13 protein-coding genes and 1 tRNA gene are annotated in these 15,828 nt (G+C 64.3%); 6 read left to right on the top strand and 8 right to left on the bottom strand.

Features of this window, described 5'->3' with window-relative positions:
* The first annotated feature begins 569 nt into the window (after window positions 1-569).
* From ACO6D5_RS02420 to ACO6D5_RS02405, 4 genes are all read left to right on the top strand, one after another.
* Complete coding sequence (locus tag ACO6D5_RS02420; protein ID WP_175157260.1) at window positions 570-716, top strand: hypothetical protein; 147 nt, start codon at window positions 570-572, stop codon at window positions 714-716.
* Entirely contained in the window at window positions 713-1,990 is a 1,278-nt protein-coding gene (locus ACO6D5_RS02415; protein ID WP_152383403.1) for a DUF1173 family protein, read from the top strand. The genes ACO6D5_RS02420 and ACO6D5_RS02415 overlap by 4 nt, the downstream gene beginning before the upstream one ends.
* A gap of 114 nt (window positions 1,991-2,104) precedes the next feature.
* Window positions 2,105-2,464 (top strand): hypothetical protein, encoded by a 360-nt coding sequence (locus tag ACO6D5_RS02410; RefSeq protein WP_227741350.1) that lies wholly within the window; start codon window positions 2,105-2,107, stop codon window positions 2,462-2,464.
* Window positions 2,461-3,405, top strand: coding sequence for a tyrosine-type recombinase/integrase (locus ACO6D5_RS02405; protein ID WP_227741349.1), 945 nt, complete (start codon window positions 2,461-2,463; stop codon window positions 3,403-3,405). The genes ACO6D5_RS02410 and ACO6D5_RS02405 overlap by 4 nt, the downstream gene beginning before the upstream one ends.
* Window positions 3,406-3,429: 24 nt before the next feature.
* Here the strand turns inward: ACO6D5_RS02405 and ACO6D5_RS02400 are convergent.
* The 6 genes from ACO6D5_RS02400 to mnmC form a co-directional block, all read right to left on the bottom strand.
* Window positions 3,430-3,505, bottom strand: a tRNA-Lys gene (locus ACO6D5_RS02400).
* A gap of 137 nt (window positions 3,506-3,642) precedes the next feature.
* Entirely contained in the window at window positions 3,643-4,440 is a 798-nt protein-coding gene (locus ACO6D5_RS02395) for a MetQ/NlpA family ABC transporter substrate-binding protein (RefSeq protein WP_315844788.1), read from the bottom strand.
* A gap of 58 nt (window positions 4,441-4,498) precedes the next feature.
* Window positions 4,499-5,152 carry a methionine ABC transporter permease gene (locus tag ACO6D5_RS02390; RefSeq protein ID WP_006226291.1) on the bottom strand — a complete coding sequence of 218 codons (654 nt, stop codon included), beginning with the start codon at window positions 5,150-5,152 and terminating at the stop codon, window positions 4,499-4,501.
* Window positions 5,109-6,197, bottom strand: coding sequence for a methionine ABC transporter ATP-binding protein (locus ACO6D5_RS02385; protein WP_315844789.1), 1,089 nt, complete (start codon window positions 6,195-6,197; stop codon window positions 5,109-5,111). The genes ACO6D5_RS02390 and ACO6D5_RS02385 overlap by 44 nt, the downstream gene beginning before the upstream one ends.
* A gap of 226 nt (window positions 6,198-6,423) precedes the next feature.
* Window positions 6,424-8,649, bottom strand: a complete 2,226-nt coding sequence (locus ACO6D5_RS02380; protein ID WP_485824530.1) for a glycoside hydrolase family 31 protein — start codon at window positions 8,647-8,649, stop codon at window positions 6,424-6,426.
* 269 nt (window positions 8,650-8,918) lie between these two features.
* Window positions 8,919-10,787, bottom strand: coding sequence for a bifunctional tRNA (5-methylaminomethyl-2-thiouridine)(34)-methyltransferase MnmC2/FAD-dependent 5-carboxymethylaminomethyl-2-thiouridine(34) oxidoreductase MnmC1 (gene mnmC / locus ACO6D5_RS02375; protein WP_485824529.1), 1,869 nt, complete (start codon window positions 10,785-10,787; stop codon window positions 8,919-8,921).
* A gap of 145 nt (window positions 10,788-10,932) precedes the next feature.
* On the opposite strand from mnmC, the gene ACO6D5_RS02370 reads away from it, so the two are divergent.
* Window positions 10,933-11,808 carry an inositol monophosphatase family protein gene (locus ACO6D5_RS02370; RefSeq protein WP_315844792.1) on the top strand — a complete coding sequence of 292 codons (876 nt, stop codon included), beginning with the start codon at window positions 10,933-10,935 and terminating at the stop codon, window positions 11,806-11,808.
* Window positions 11,809-11,817: 9 nt separating this feature from the next.
* Here ACO6D5_RS02370 and ACO6D5_RS02365 read toward each other — a convergent pair whose 3' ends face one another.
* Window positions 11,818-13,521: an AMP-binding protein gene (locus ACO6D5_RS02365; protein WP_485824528.1), complete on the bottom strand. Its 1,704-nt coding sequence runs from the start codon at window positions 13,519-13,521 to the stop codon at window positions 11,818-11,820.
* Between the two features lie 76 nt (window positions 13,522-13,597).
* Here ACO6D5_RS02365 and ACO6D5_RS02360 point away from each other — a divergent pair, with 76 nt between their 5' ends.
* Window positions 13,598-14,794, top strand: a complete 1,197-nt coding sequence (locus ACO6D5_RS02360) for a M20 aminoacylase family protein (RefSeq protein WP_006226285.1) — start codon at window positions 13,598-13,600, stop codon at window positions 14,792-14,794.
* 3 nt (window positions 14,795-14,797) lie between these two features.
* On the opposite strand, the gene ACO6D5_RS02355 is transcribed toward ACO6D5_RS02360, so the two are convergent.
* Entirely contained in the window at window positions 14,798-15,691 is an 894-nt protein-coding gene (locus tag ACO6D5_RS02355) for a LysR family transcriptional regulator (protein ID WP_088587632.1), read from the bottom strand.
* Window positions 15,692-15,828: the final 137 nt, after the last annotated feature.

Below are 15,828 nucleotides of genomic sequence, written 5' to 3'. Positions count from 1 at the left end.
CGAAAAGAAGCAGCAAAAATCTAGGGGTCCCGTAGAGGCCCGTGAAGTCCGGCCAGGTGCGGCAAGCATGTGGTTGAAAAAATCTGTTCAGGCGCAGAGCCTGGAAGACCACCTAGATCTCGAGATGAGGCAGGAAGGGATCAACGATCCCGCCTTCCCACCAGCCCTTCGAGTGAAGGGCGCGAGCGCCTAAGCAGAATGTCTATGCCCTCCGTGGCGAGTAACGGCGGGGCGAACACCCGGCCGGGAGAACAACTGGCCTGCGCCGTGCAAGTCGGCAGGAATCCGCCAGCGTCGTGGTATCTCGCTGGCGGCATCCGAATCGGCGTTCAGTAATCGACTGAGAGGTGTTTAGCAGCTAAACGCCTCCGGCTGAGCGCTCCGATTCGGATGTGTACGCTCCAAAGTCGCAGCAAGGCCGATACGCCTTCTGCTGTTTAGCGCCTAAACACGCTGCCATCACTTGCAGGAGGGAGGACGACCCGACCTTACGTCGGCCTCTGCATTCTGGCGACGCGCTCGCGTCTGCATGTGCCCCCCTCATCCGCCATCTCGCACATGAAATCTTGATGAAGCAATTTTTCGTCTGGACGATCGCCGCGTTGATCTTCGCGGCGGGCTACGCGCTCTACCTCATCTATTCCGATGTCAAAGACGTCTGCGCAAAACAGCAATTCGTGAGCACAACGCTTTGTGCCACCTTGGGAGGCAAATGATGGACCGCAAGGTTTACCCGGTGGAAATAACGCTCGGTCCCAACAAACGCCCTTACTCCCCTGAGTTTCAAACGCTGGACGAATACAAGGAGGGTTGGAAGCGAGTCCTGCTGATGGCTCATGGAAAGGCGGACGTGCGCTGCACGTGCCCCGGTGCCGGTGAAAAGCGCCTCTCAATTCACAGCAGGGCCAATTCCGACAGGTTCCATCTCGCCCGCTTTCCAGAGACGGGCGCCGAGCATAGCGAAGACTGTATCTACTACGGCGTCGATCCCAGCATGTCCGGCCTTGGCTCCTATCGCCGCGGTGTCGTGCAGGAGCTGGATGACGGCGCAGTGAAGATCAAGCTCAAGGTTGGGCTGCAACAGCGCGCGGCTGTCGCGCCTGATGAAAGCAACAATGCCGGACTGGCCGAGACGAAGGTCGCCACCCCTCGACCCCGGTCCGGCCAAGCAAGCATGACACTGCTCGGCCTGCTTCATTTCCTCTGGACGCAAGCCGGCCTGAATACGTGGACTCCCGGCATGGAAGGCAAGCGCAACCTCGGCGTGGTTCACCACCACCTGATGCGTATCGCGACATCGACCTATGCAGGCCGCGCTCGACTGTCGCAAAACCTCGTGATTGCCACGCAGCCCGGCTCGGGGCAGCAGGCGGGACACAACAAGGCTAAGAGTCTCGAAGCGATCACACAGCGCCGCCGCCTGGTCATTGTTGCGCCGCTCGCCCAGCATCAGGAAGGAATGGACGGCAGTGAAGTACTGCCTATCGCCGGGTTTCACGGCATACCTTTCATGGCCTTGGACGAAGGCATCTGGGCAGCGCTCGAGCGCCGCTTCGGCCGCGAGATTGACGCTTGGCGCGCTGGAAACCCAATCATCGCGGTTGCGCAAACAGATCCGCCGAAATCCTCGGCGGGCAACATGCGAGCGCAGGTCGTGGACATCGCGCTCATGCAGATCACGCGTGACTGCATCCCGGTCGATTCGGGGTATGAAGTTCTGATCGCTGAGAAGCTCGTTGCGGAGAAGCGCCGATTTGAAAAGCCCCTGCGATTCGACGCAGGCGAAGACGCGGTCTTTCCCGACTTTTGGCTGCGCGACCTGCCTGAGCCGATCCCCCTTGAAGTTTGGGGCATGTCCGGCACGGATTACTTGTCGCGCAAAAAAGAGAAGGCTGCGCACTATGACGAAACATTCGGTGCCGGAGGCTGGTGGTCGTGGAATGCCGCGATCGGTGACCCAGTGCCCGAATTGCCCCCCAAAACCGCCTAGATGCTCCCCGTGAGGTGCCACCATTGCCGCCATGGTTCTGCATGAACTGCTTCCGACAGGCGCGGGCGGATGAGTCGACCCCTCGGGTATGCATCCAATTTAGAGGTGTTCACGATGCTCAATGCACTTTCCGTGCAGACCACGGATGAAAAGGCGCTCACGCTGCATGAAGCCGCTGAACGCCTCAATGTTTCCTACAGCACAATCTTCAGCTATCGCAAGGAACTTGGATTTCAGCTTAGGGCGCGTGGCGCCTGGCGGATCTGGCCTTCGCGCCTTGCTGCATTCTCGGAAAAGAAGAACAATGTCACCCAGCTATCGCTGCGGGTCTTGGGAGAAGCACCATGCCCATCCGCAAAGATGAAACCTCAGGTATCTGGCAAGTTGATATCCGCGTCCCAGGCCTCCCGCGAGTTAGATGCTCTTCTGGAACATCGGACAGGCAAGCCGCGCAGGAATATCACGACAAGTTGAAGGCTGATTTGTGGCGCCAAGCCAAGCTCGGTGAGCAACCCGACCGCTTGTATGAAGAAGCCGCTGTACGGTGCCTTCGACTTTGGGACGGCCTGCGAGACTACGACAGCAAGGTCCGGCACATTGCCTACTGGCGCACGCAGTTCTCTGGACGCGCCATTCGCTCTTTAAAATTCGACGAGATCGCGGACAAGCTGCCCACTCACACGACGCACCGTCATCGGAAACCCACTCCAGTCAGCGCAGCTACGAAGAATCGTTATCTTGCAACGATGCGCCGAATGCTCAAGCTATGCGAGGAGTGGGATTGGATCGACAAGTGTCCCAAGTTCGCCGAGTTCGTCGAGCCCGATAATCGAGTGCGCTGGGAACCAAAGGACGTTATCGGCCGCTTGATTAGCGCCATGACGCTCGAATGGATGCGGGACGTGAGCTTGGTCGCAGTAGCCACCGGTATGCGCGAGGACGAACTGCTCTCGCTCAAGCCAAGCAACGTCGACATGCCGCGCTCCAATGCCTGGGTCATCGCAGAAGAGGCGAAATCCGGTTACGCACGTTCTGTGCCGCTCAACGCGGATGCTCTTGCAGTCCTGCAGCGTCGGATTCCCAAGGCGAAGAAGTACGTCTTCGAGAGGCCGTCGCGCGACGGCCTCGTCCGCAAGATTGGTCAGGTCGATGCGCGCTGTCTTCGCCGCGCTTGCGCAGAAGTTGGCATTGACGACTTTCACTTTCACGACCTACGGCACACCTGGGCCAGCTGGCATGTACAGGCTGGCACGCCGCTCATGGTGCTGAAGGACCTCGGCGGTTGGGAGACACTGGACATGGTGCAGCGATATGCTCACCTGGCCCCGTCTCACCTCGCGCACCATTCGGCCACGGTCGAATTTTGGTCAAAGTCAGAACGCCAAGAAAAAACGCCGCTTGTAGAAGCGGCGTAAGTTCTTGATACTGCAAAGTTTTGATGGTGGGCTGAGCGAGACTCGAACTCGCGACCAACGGATTAAAAGTCCGCTGCTCTACCGACTGAGCTATCAGCCCGACCGAAGCCAGAAATTATGGCGGATTTTTTGGGACTTGTCAAAAAGATTGACGACAGATCGCCCTATCCCGCTTGCGGCCGCCCATGAAAAACGGCCGCACAAGGCGGCCGTTCCCAAGCGCGGATGAGACTGGCCTTACCAGGCAGCCACCACGGCGCCCTTGTACTTGGTCTCGATGAACTGCTTGACGGCCGGGCTGTGATAGATGCTGACCAGCTTGGCGAACTCGGGGCGGTCCTTGTCCTTTTCACGCACGACCAGCACGTTGGCGTACGGCGAATCCGGCGACTCCTGGGCGATGGCGTCCTTGGTCGGGTTCAGGCCGGCTTCCAGCGCGAAATTGGTGTTGATGGCCGAGGCGTCGGTGTCGTCCAGCGAACGCGGCAGTTGGGCGGCGTCCAGTTCGATGAAGCGCAGCTTCTTCTTGTTCTCGACCACGTCGATCGGGGTGGCCTTCAGGCCGGCTTCGGGACGCAGCTTGATCAGGCCATTGGCTTGCAGCAGCAGCAGGGCGCGACCGCCGTTGGTCGGATCGTTCGGCAGCGCGATGCGGGCGCCGTCTTTCAGATCGGCCAGCGACTTGATCTTCTTGCTGTAGATGCCGATCGGGAAAATCACGGTCTTGGCGATGCTGACCAGCTTGTAGCCGCGGTCGGCGTTCGCATTGTCCAGATAGGGCTGGTGCTGGTAGCTGTTGACGTCCAGGTCGCCCGAGGCCAGCGCCACATTGGGCTGCACGTAGTCGGTGAATTCGATGATCTGGATGTTCAGGCCCTGCTTGGCGGCTTCGGCCTTGACCACATCAAAGATCTGGGCGTGCGGGCCGGCGGTGACGCCAACCTTCAACGGCTTGTCCTGGGCCAGCGCGGGCTGGGCGAAAACGGCGGCGCCCAGGGCGAACGCGGCCAGCGACTTCAAAACCTTGATGCTCATGTTGCGATATCCCGAATAACGGATGTAGAGAGAGAAGAATGAATAGGCGCGGTTGCGATCAGCGATGCGACATGCGGCGCACGAAGCGGTCGCCAAGGCTTTGGATGGCCTGGACCAATACGATCAACACGATCACGACCGCGGCCATGACGTCCGATTGGAAACGTTGATATCCGTAGCGGATGGCCAGGTCGCCCAGGCCGCCGCCGCCGATGGCGCCGGCCATCGCCGAATAGCCGATCAGGCTGACGACCGTGACGATGGTGGCGGCGATCAGGCCGGGCAAGGCCTCGGGCAGCAGCACCTTCAGGATGATCTGCATCGGCGAGGCGCCCATGGCGCGCGCGGCGGTGATCAGCCCCGGGTCCACTTCACGCATGGCGTTCTCGGCGATGCGGGCCATGAACGGGATCGCGGCCACCGATAGCGGCACGATGGCGGCCGTGGTGCCGATGGAGGTCTGCGCAACCAGACGGGTGAACGGGATGATCGCGACCATCAGGATCACGAACGGCACCGAGCGGGTGGCGTTGATGATGGCGCCCAGCACATGGTTGACGGGCTGGTTCTCCAGCATGTTGCCGCGCGCGGTCACGGTCAGCGTCACGCCCAGCGGAATGCCGATGACCACCGCGATGGCGCTGGCCACACCCACCATCAGCAGGGTGTCAAGCAGCGACGTAATAAGCAGATCGATCAGTTGCGGACTCATGAGCTATTTCTTCAACGGTGATGTCACGGGCGGTCAACGCGGCAATCGCGTCCTTGACCGCGGCGGGCGTGCCTTGGGCCAGCACGAACATCGTGCCCACGGCCACGCCCTGGATGTCTTCGACGCGGGCCTGCACCAGGCCGACGTCCAGCGAGTACTGTTTGGACAGGTCCGACAGGAATGATCCCGACGCGTCCGTGCCGGTCAGCGACAAGCGCAGCAGGCGCACGGCCTGGCCCGGCTTGGCGGCGGCCAATGCGGCGATGCGTTCCTTCACGGCGGCCAGCGTGGCGTCGGTCAGGTCGGACGCGGTGGCGGCCGAGACCATGCCGCGCGTGACGTCGTGGCGCGGCTGCGCGAACACTTCACGCGTGCTGCCCACTTCCACCACTTCGCCTTGCGACAGGACGGCGACGCGGTCGCAGACCTCGCGCACGACTTCCATCTGGTGCGTGATCATGACCACGGTCACGCCGGTCTTGCGGTTGATGTCACGCAGCAGCGCCAGGATGTTGTGCGTGGTTTCCGGATCCAGCGCGGACGTGGCTTCATCGCTGAGCAACACGTCAGGGTTGTTGGCCAGCGCGCGCGCAATGCCCACGCGTTGCTTCTGGCCGCCGCTGATCTGGCTGGGGTAGCGGTCGCGCAGATGCTCCAGGCCCACCAGCGCCAGCAGGCGTTCGACACGGGCCGGGATCTCGGCCTTGGCCACGCCGGCGATTTCCAGCGGCAAGGCGACGTTGCCGTAGACGGTGCGGCGCGACAGCAGGTTGAAGCCCTGGAACACCATGCCGATGCGGCGCCGCTGCTCGCGCAGCTGCGCTTCATTCAGGCCGGTCAGTTGCTGCCCGCCGATGGCGATCGTGCCTTCGTTGGGGCGTTCCAGCAAATTGATGCACTGGACCAGCGTGCTTTTACCGGCCCCGCTGGGGCCGATGATGCCGAAGACCTCGCCCTGCGCAATATGCAGGTTGATGCCTCGCAGCGCCTGGAATGCTCCATGCGGCGTGGCATAGGTCTTGGATAGGTTCTCGATGTGGATCATGGCAAGCGATTTTGTATCTTTTCTCTTCTAAAGAGAACGACCGTTTTTTCCATTTTCTATAACTATAAGTAATATAGAACGCCGTGGGCGCCCGAGGGCGGGCCGACGGGGCCTATCTCGAATCCTGCAATCGGATGCCGGACAGAAGGCGTAAAGGGCAGCCAGGAAGGAAAGCCTTCCTGACTGCCCTTTTGTCGCGGTGGCCGGCAAACCGGCCACGCTACTGTCAGCGAGCGCGGGAAATGCGGACTTCCGCGCCCCGGCGCTTGACCTCAAGGCCTTCGGACGGCGAAATCCGCAGTCCTTCCAGCCCCTTGATGTAGCTGGAGCCCTGCATCTGCATCACGCGGATCTTGTTGCGCATGACGACCGGGTTATGCACCGGCATGCCGAACATCCAGACTTCGTCCAGGATGCGGGCCGAGTTGAACTCGCCCGTATGCTGCGCGGCCGGTCCCAGACAGAGCATGTGCCCTTCGCGGCCGAAAACCGGGAATTGGCCCAGTTCGCAGTCGATCGTCCAGGTGGTGCCGCCTTCGTAGCGGTGTCCCGTGTTCAGGTCCCACCAGGCCTCGCCCTTGGGCAGGTACACGCGCACCTGCTTGCCGGGCTCGGTCACCGGCGCCACCAGCAGGGCCGGGCCCAGCAGGTATTGCAGGTCCCATTCATGGGCATGCGGATCGTTCGGGAACGACAGGGCCATGGAACGCTGCACCGGCAGACCGGTACGCGCCGAATCCTCGATGGCGCCCAGCACATAAGGCACCAGGCGGTAGCGCCATTGCATCCACGTCTTGGCCTGGGCCAGCGTTTCTTCGCCAAAGTCCCAAGGCATCAGGCCTTCAACGCCCTGGAACGAGAAGTTCGCCGAAAACACGCCCACGGTCAGCCAGCGCAGGTACAGCTCGGACGTCATGCCCGCGCGGTCGCGCGAGCCCGAGCCGATCCCATGCACTTGCACGGGCACGCCGCTGGCGCCGATCGACAAGGCCGTACGCAGCGTATGACGCAGGCCCTCCCAGTTGTTTTCCACCTGCGGCCCCACTTGCCACGGCAAGCGCTGGGCGGCGGGGAACAGGTCGGCGCTGGGCACCACGCCTTCCGGCGGCACCTTCAGGCCGGCGACGGCGTCGAACAACGCGCGGCGTACCAGCAGCGGATACATGCTGCGCAGCGCCGGGCCGGTTTCACCGTTGCGGGCGGTCACGCCGTCGGGAATGGCGATCTGGGCGTCGCACGCAGGCGCGTCCAGGCCGTCTTCGACCAGTTGGCGATGACGCTCGACCCACTGGTTGTAGATGTCGCGATAGGTCAGGTCCAGCAGGCCGTACGGCTGGCCGGAGGTGGCGGCGTTGCCGTCGAACACCTGGGCCGAACCGTCGTCCTTGGCCAGCAGCCAGCCGCGGTCTTCCAATTCTTCGAACAACGGGCTGGTCTTCAGCACCCCGGGGAAACCGGAGGCCGACACGTGCACGTTGTGCTTATGGAAGAGCGCCAGCATCTGCTTGGCGTCCGGGAAGCGCTGGGGGTCCCATTCGAAAACAGCCTTGTCCGCCTGAAAACCCCAGGCTGCCGGCTGCGCCAAGGTCACGGCATCCACCGGGATCTGGTTTTCGCGCATGCGGGCAACCAGGGCCACCGTCTGCGTCGGCATTTCGCCCGCAGCCTGCTGCAGCCACGCGCCCATCGCCCACAGCACGGGCTGGCCGGCGCGGCCGGTCAGCGCGGTGTACTGATTCAGGATTTCAGCGGGTTCGCCAGCGAACAGGAACAAGTCCAGCACGGCGTCGTCCACGGTCAGCACGTAGGCCGAATCCGCGGGCGCGACGCCCACCGCGTGCTCGACGCGACGCATGGTGTTCACGTAGACGCCCCAGCCGCGCGGGCTCCAAGCCAATGGCAAGGCGCGGTGCTCGGGATCATCGGAAACGACCGATTCTTCGCGGCGGTTCAGGTCGCCCGGCGTTTCCCCCAGGCCGAAGACGCGATCGTCCGCCTGCAGGGTGAACCCCGCCGACCAGACCGCGTCATCGTCCTGGTCCAGCGCGTTATGCCCAAATGCGGGCGTATGCGCGGAAACCTCGGACTCGAACACCCGTTCGTCGTTGCGGTAGAGCGCCACGCGCACGGGGTTGGATTGAATCTCCAGGGCGACGTCGCCCTGGGTAATGCGCCAGCCATCCCCGCCTTCGCGAGGGGCAATGGCGGCTTCGCCCACGGCCTCTTGGCGCGCGAGCAGCATCTCCGCCACGGCGCGCGCACGCGCGCTGGGCTTATCTTCATTCAGGTGGTTCGCCTCGCCGCAGCGCAGGCGAAAAACACCAGGCGCATGCGCCTCGACTACCAGGTGCAACCCATCGCCCGCATCGAAATCGAAGCGACTGGGGCGGGACGTCAGCAGCTCGACATTATCGAGCTGGGTAGTATGGGCAAAGTCGAACTTGGGCGGCACAGAGCATCCCCCGGCTTAAGCCAAAAACCATCAAAAGACGCTATTTTGACGGATTTGAGCTTTGAAATAAACTCGGTCCCTCTTTTGGAAGGCGATCTCATCCAAAAAAGGGGCATAAAGCCCTCGGCCAGCGCCCATCGGTCTTCACGCCCGCGAGCTGCCGAAACGCCAACTTTGAGGCCAATGCGGCCTATTTGGCGCCAAATCCTGGCAATTACTGCAATTCTACGCCACCTGACCCCAAGGCCCGTCACGGCCCTGACTTTTTTTCACCGCGGAGAAATAAGTTGGGCCAGATCGGTTTCCAGCGGCGACGGCTCGCCCGCCAGGCGGGCACCAATCAAGTCACCCATCAAGGCCGACCAGGACAGCCCCCGCGAGGCATAGCCCACGGCCAGCCACAGGCCCCGAGCATGCGGCAATTCCCCCACTGCCGGCAAGCGTCCCGGCAACACCGCGCGCCAGCCGGCCCAACCGGGCAGGCTGCCGGGAACCAGGGCGTCGAAGTCCGGCAAGTGACCGCTCAGTAGGCCGGCCGCCTTGGCCAGCGTGACGCGTTGCCCGTCTGCGCTGATCCGCGCCTCGGCCGCGTCATGGACGTACGTGCTGCCTACCACGCAGCCTGGACCCACATCCGGCAGCAGGTACCCTTCCCCGCCGACGATGCAGCGGGGGCCGCCCGACAGCGCCGCGGCAGGCACCAGCGTCACCTCGCCCGTCAGCGCATGCATCTGCGCCACGCGCGGCAAGGGGTCCAGCAGGCCGCTGTCAGCCAGCACGCCGCGCGCGCCGGCCGCATTGGCCAGGATGACCGTTTGCGCCTGCACCAATTCGGCGCCTTGTCCGTCCAGCACACGCCAGCCCTGCGCGCTGCGCTCCACACGCGCCGCCTGGCCCGGAAGCAGCGTTATGCCCGCCGTCGCCAACAGCGCATCGATCAACCGGTTCGGCTGCACCAGCATGCCCTGGGCGAAGAACACCCCGCCGCGGGCCAGCGGCAGGCCGGCCAGGGCGCTGGCCTCGTCGCGGTCCACCTGACGCACCCAATCGGACGGAAACGCCAAGGCCTCCAGGGTGCCGGCCAGCGCGGCCGACTTGCCCGCATCACGCTCGACCTGCACGGTGCCGCACACCCGCGGCGCCGCACCGCCTGCCAAGCCTTGCCATCGGGCCAGGGCGCGCTGGCTGCCGGCGCGCGAAAGCCGCGCCCGCGCATTGTCGTCCCGCGCCACCACCGGCGTCAGCGCCGCTGCCAGATGCCCCGCATGCGCGGGCGCCCCCAGCGCCCGACCCGCATCCAGCACCGTCACGCGCCAGCCGCGGCCTGCCAGCGCTTGCGCGATTCCCGCGCCCGCCAGCCCCGCGCCCACCACCACGGCATGGCCCGCATCCACGCCCGGGGCGGCTGCCACGCGGCCTTGCTCGCGGACCACACCCACCGTCATATGCCATTTGCCGCCATAGCCGGGCTCGCGCCGCACATCGAAACCCGCTTCCTCCAAGGCTTGCCGCAGCGCGCCGGTGCAGGCCCAGGTCGCCACCGTCGCCCCCGGCGCCGCAAGACCGGCCAGCGCGCGCAACAGCGGTTCGGCCCAGATATCCGGATTGCGGTCAGGGGCGAAGCCGTCCAGGAAAAAGGCATCGACCCGGGCGCTCAAGCGCGGCGCCAGCACCTGCGCACGCCCGAAACAAAGCGTCAGCGTCACGGCGCCGTTCTCGAATTCCAGTCGGTGCACCCCCGGCAGCAATGCGGGCCACTGCGCGGCCAGGCGCTGCGCCAGCGCCGCAAACGGCTCGGGCGCGTAACGCGCCAACAATGCGGACAGGTCTTCCTGCGTGAACGGATGCGCTTCCATCGAGATCACGTGCAACGTGGCGGACCGTTGCGGGTCATCGCGCCACGCCTTCCACAGCGCCAGGAAATTCAGCCCCAGGCCGAACCCCGTTTCGCAGACAGTGAACCCCTTGCGGCCTTGCCAACGGCCGGGCAGGCCGTTGCCGCGCAGGAACACGTGCTCCGCCTGCCCCAGCGCACCCGACGGCGAGTGATACACATCGCCATACAGGGGGCTATACAGCTTGCCGTCAGCATCGAATTCGACCACTGCGGGCGTCAAGGGAACATAGGGCGCAGACATGGGATCCGGGAAAAACAATCAAGGTTGAGACAAAGGCGAATTATCGAGCGTCTGCTGCGTCGGCGTTGGATGGGCACCACGCTGGCGCCGGTGTTTCAGGCCTTTGCCTCAGATTTGACGCATACATGGGCTTACACTGGTTTACATGGATACCTATGATCAGCCCCGTTCGCAGGCTTCGCCCATAGACCTGTGCGCCGCAATCGACGCGGCCGTCACTGCGGCTCATGGCGGCGCGGCCATCCTGCAATCCTACGCGCATCACCGCGCCGATCTCGTGATCGACCGCAAGGCGCGCAACGATCTCGTCTCCCAAGCGGACCGCGAGGCAGAGGCCGTCATTATCCAGGAGCTGCAGACCCGCACGCCCAAGTTCGGCATCGTGGCCGAAGAGACCGGCGGCAAGCCCAAGGGCATCGCCACCTGGTACATCGACCCGCTGGACGGCACCACCAATTTCCTGCACGACATCCCGCACTACGCCGTGTCGATCGCGCTGATCGCCCACGCGGGCACCGCGGTATCGGCCACCGAAACCCTGACGGAAGACACCCCCGTGATCGGCGTGGTGTACGACCCCAACCGCGAAGAGCTGTTCACGGCGGTGTATGGCATCGGCGCGTGGCTCAATGGCCGCCGCATCAAGTGCTCGCGCACGCAGACGATCGAAGACTCCGTGCTGGCCACGGGTTTCCCGTTCCGCGACTTCTCTTTCGCCGCGCAATACATGCCCATGCTGGACGACGCCATCAAGCGCGCGCGCGGCGTGCGCCGCATGGGCGCAGCGGCGCTCGACCTGGCATGGACGGCTTGCGGCCGCTACGACGGCTATTGGGAAATGGGCCTGGCGCCCTGGGACGTGGCCGCCGGCACGCTGATCCTGCGAGAAGCGGGCGGCACATGCTCAGACATGCACAAGCTGGACCCCTGGCCGATCGGCGGACGCGTCGTGGCGGGCAACCCCGCCATCGAACGCGCCCTGCATGAGATGATCGCGCCCCACCTCGCCAATCCCGGCTGAAGCCGGGCTTCAGGCCGTCGCCTTGCCCGCGGGCGCGGCGGCCGGCGCATCGGGCCGGAGTTCGCGGCGCAGGATCTTGCCCACATTGCTCTTGGGCAGTTCATCGCGGAACTCCACGAAGCGCGGGCGCTTGTAGCCCGTCAACTTTTCCCGGCACCAGTCCTGCACCTGGGCTTCAGTCAACGACGGATCGCTCTTGACCACGAACACCTTCACGGCTTCGCCCGAGTGCTCATCGGGCACGCCGATCGCCGCGCATTCCAGCACGCCCGGCAGTTGCGCGACGACGGCCTCGACTTCGTTCGGATAGACCTTGAAGCCGGACACCGCGATCATGTCCTTCTTGCGGTCCACGATGCGCGTGTAGCCCTGCTCGTCCATGATGCCGATGTCGCCCGTGCGGAAGAAGCCGTCGGCCGTCATGGACTGCCGCGTTTCCTCGGGCTTTTGCCAGTACCCCAGCATGACTTGCGGGCCGCGGATGCCTACTTCCCCGCGTTCGCCCAGCGGCACTTCGTGGCCGGCGTCGTCAAGGATAGCCACGTCGGTGGACGGCAACGGCAGGCCGATGGAACCCGAATAGGCCGTGGCGTTGGTGGGGTTCACCGTCGCCACTGGTGAGGTCTCGGACAAGCCATAGCCTTCGATCAGCGGCCTGCCGGTGATCTTCAGCCAACGTTCGGCCACCGATTGCTGCACGGCCATGCCGCCGCCCAGCGTCAACCGCAGCGCCGAGAAATCCAGCTTCGCGAAATCCGGGTTGTGCGCCAACGCGTTGAAGAGCGTATTGACGCCGGGGAACAGATTCACCGGCACCTTGCGCCACGCGTTGATCAGCGACGGCTGGTCGCGTGGATTGATGATGAGCACGTTGCGCATGCCCGCATGCAGGCCATACAGGCCGCACACCGTCATGGCGAACACGTGGTAGAGCGGCAGCGCGCTGATGATGGTCAGCTGGCTGTTCGCCAGATCATGCACCACGGGCTGCGCCACGGCTTCCGTCTGTAGCACGTTGGCCGTCAGGTTGCGGTGCGACAGCATGGCGCCCTTGGGCACGCCGGTGGTGCCGCCGGTGTATTGCAGCACCGCCACGTCGTCCATCGTCAGGACGGGCGGCGTGAACGGCAGGCCTGCGCCGTCATCCAGCACCTTGGGCAACATGCGCGCGCCCTCGATGCGCCAGGCCGGCACGATCTTCTTGATATGGCGGGCAGCGAAGTTGACGATCGGCGCCTTCAGGCCACCCAGCAGGTCGCCCGGGCCGGTCACGACCACATGCTTGAGCTGCCCGCGGTGCTTCACGGCCTGCAGCGTGTGCGCGAAGTTTTCCAGGATCAGGATGACGGACGCGCCGCTGTCCTGCAGTTGGCGCTCAAGCTCGTCGGCCGTGTAAAGCGGGTTCACGTTCACGACGACGAATCCGGCGCGCAGCGTGCCCAGCATGCCGACCAGATACGCCGGCACGTTCGGCATCATCAGCGCGACCCGGGCGCCCTTGGGCAGCCCCAGGCTTTGCAGCCAACCTGAAAACGCGCGCGCATGCCTGTCCAGTTGCGCATAGGTGATATCGCTGCCCATCGCCGTGCAGGCGATGCGCGAAGCGTATTGCTTGCAGGCCCGGTCCAGCAAGTCGGCCAGTGAGGAATAACCCTCAGTGGAGATCTCTGCCGGCACCCCCTGCGGGTAATGGGCAAGCCACGGACGCGTCATGGTAGTTGTCTCCATTAAATAGATTTTTGATTGATGATAACCTTGTTGCGTTCCCTTATTCCGCCTGACTTCCCCCATGAAACTGCTCGAACCCATCGTCGCCTGGCATCACGATATCTCCAAGATCCGCCGCGACATCCACGCGCATCCTGAATTGGCCTTCGAAGAATTCCGCACCGCCGACGTGGTGGCGGCCAAGCTCGAAGAATGGGGCATCGAAGTCGACCGCGGCCTGGGTGGCACGGGCGTCGTCGGCATCATCCGCGGCAACCAGCCCGGCGACCGCGCCGTGGGCCTGCGCGCCGACATGGACGCGCTGCCCATGCAAGAGGTCAATACCTTTGCGCACGCCAGCAAGAACGAAGGCAAGATGCACGCGTGCGGCCACGACGGCCACACCGCCATGCTGCTGGCCGCGGCGCAATACCTGTCGCAGCACCGCGATTACGCGGGCATCGTCTACGTGATCTTCCAGCCCGCCGAAGAAGGCGGCGGCGGCGCCAAGCGCATGATCGACGACGGCCTGTTCAAGCGTTTCCCGATGGAAGCGGTGTTCGGCATGCACAACTGGCCCGGCATGAAGCCCGGCCAGTTCGGCCTGACGCCCGGCCCCATCATGGCCTCCAGCAATGAATTCTCGATCGTGGTCAAGGGCAAGGGCACGCACGCCGGCATGCCCAACCTGGGCATCGATCCGGTCATGGCCGCCGTGCAGCTGGCGCAGTCGCTGCAGACCATCATCACGCGCAACCGCAACCCGCTGGACGCGGCGGTCCTCAGCATCACGCAGATCCATGCCGGCAGCGCCGACAACGTCGTGCCCAACCACGCCGAATTGCGCGGCACGGTGCGCACGTTCACGCTGGACGTGCTGGACCTGATCGAACGCCGTATGGAAGAGATCACGCGCCACACCTGCGCGGCCATGGACTGCGAGGTGGAATTCACGTTCCAGCGCAACTACCCGCCCACGATCAACCACGCCGAAGAAGCCGCGTTCTGTGCCGACGTGCTGCGCGACATCGTTGGCGAGGCCAACGTCAACGACCACGTGCAACCCACGATGGGCGCGGAAGACTTCGCCTTCATGCTGCAGGAATTGCCCGGCTGCTACGTCTGGATCGGCAACGGCACGGGCGACCACCGCGACAGCGGCCACGGCCTGGGCCCCTGCATGCTGCACAACGGCAGCTATGACTTCAACGACGAACTGCTGCCCCTGGGCGGCACGTACTGGGTTCAACTGGCCCTGAAGCGTCTGGCCAAAGCCTGAACCTTACCCGCCGTCCGCCGCCCCGACCGCCAGGCACATCGCCAGGAAGCGGCCGGTGGCGCGGGCGGCGGCGTCCGCATGCGGCACCAGGATGCTGAGCGTGCGGGTCAGCGGCTTGGGCAACAGGCGCAACGCCGCCAATGCCCCGTCCTCATGCCGCATCGACATGACGGACACGAATCCCACCCCCAGCCCCGCGCGCACGGCCTGCTTCACGCCTTCGACGCCTGCCAGTTCCAGCCCCACAGACGGCGCCAGTCCCGCGTCCGCGAACGCGCGCTCGACCAGCCGCCGCACGCCCGAGCCCGGCTCGCGCATGACCAGCGGCGACGCGGCCAGATCGCGCAACGTCACCGCGCCTTTGCCCGCCAGCGCGTGGTCGGCCCGCACGATCGCCACGACTTCGTCCTGCCGCCAGGCATGCACCGCGGTGTCCGCCGGCAGGCCGGTGGGCACATCCCCTTCAATGAAAGCCAGGTCCAGCGCGGGCAGCCGTTCGACGATTTCCCGCGTGTTGCCGTCGGACAGGTGCAGGCTGACGGCGGGGAAGGCATGGCGGAAATCCGCCACCAGGCGCGGCAGTAGATAGCTGGCCGGCGTGGTGCTGGCGCCCAGGCGCAGCGCGCCCGTTTCCAACCCGCGCCACGTCTCGCGCACGGCCTGCGCCTGGCGATACACCTGGCGCAACTGCCGGGCCTGCTCGGCCAGGCGTTCGCCGGCTTCCGTCAGCGCGATGCCATGCCCGCTGCGGCGGTACAGCGGTTCGCCGAACCATTCCTGCAGCATGCGCAGTTGGCCCGAGACGGCAGGTTGGGACAAATGCAGCACCTGGGCGGCGCGGCTGATGTTGCCGGTATCGGCCACACAAGCGAAGGTCAGCAACTGGTCCGGAGTCATGGCAGCCTAATTATCAGAATTTCTGATATTACATATTCAAAATAAAGATTTTTCAAATAGTAGGCCGAGATCTAATATTTCGTGAAGTTATTTAGATATGCCCAAAGGGCTAGCCATGAGCACCTCTTCCAGCACCA

This window comes from Achromobacter sp. (assembly GCF_057314935.1).
The sequence above is the reverse complement of the archived record's forward strand: the minus strand, read 5'-3'. Positions and strand labels throughout refer to the sequence as shown.

Coding starts and splice junctions, on each gene's coding strand:
- ACO6D5_RS02420 (WP_175157260.1), top strand. CDS start 570: ATGAAGCAATTTTTCGTCTGGACGATCGCCGCGTTGATCTTCGCGGCG.
- ACO6D5_RS02415 (WP_152383403.1), top strand. CDS start 713: ATGATGGACCGCAAGGTTTACCCGGTGGAAATAACGCTCGGTCCCAAC.
- ACO6D5_RS02410 (WP_227741350.1), top strand. CDS start 2,105: ATGCTCAATGCACTTTCCGTGCAGACCACGGATGAAAAGGCGCTCACG.
- ACO6D5_RS02395 (WP_315844788.1), bottom strand. CDS start 4,440: ATGAGCATCAAGGTTTTGAAGTCGCTGGCCGCGTTCGCCCTGGGCGCC.
- ACO6D5_RS02390 (WP_006226291.1), bottom strand. CDS start 5,152: ATGAGTCCGCAACTGATCGATCTGCTTATTACGTCGCTGCTTGACACC.
- ACO6D5_RS02385 (WP_315844789.1), bottom strand. CDS start 6,197: ATGATCCACATCGAGAACCTATCCAAGACCTATGCCACGCCGCATGGA.
- mnmC (WP_485824529.1), bottom strand. CDS start 10,787: ATGTCTGCGCCCTATGTTCCCTTGACGCCCGCAGTGGTCGAATTCGAT.
- ACO6D5_RS02370 (WP_315844792.1), top strand. CDS start 10,933: ATGGATACCTATGATCAGCCCCGTTCGCAGGCTTCGCCCATAGACCTG.
- ACO6D5_RS02365 (WP_485824528.1), bottom strand. CDS start 13,521: ATGACGCGTCCGTGGCTTGCCCATTACCCGCAGGGGGTGCCGGCAGAG.
- ACO6D5_RS02360 (WP_006226285.1), top strand. CDS start 13,598: ATGAAACTGCTCGAACCCATCGTCGCCTGGCATCACGATATCTCCAAG.
- ACO6D5_RS02355 (WP_088587632.1), bottom strand. CDS start 15,691: ATGACTCCGGACCAGTTGCTGACCTTCGCTTGTGTGGCCGATACCGGC.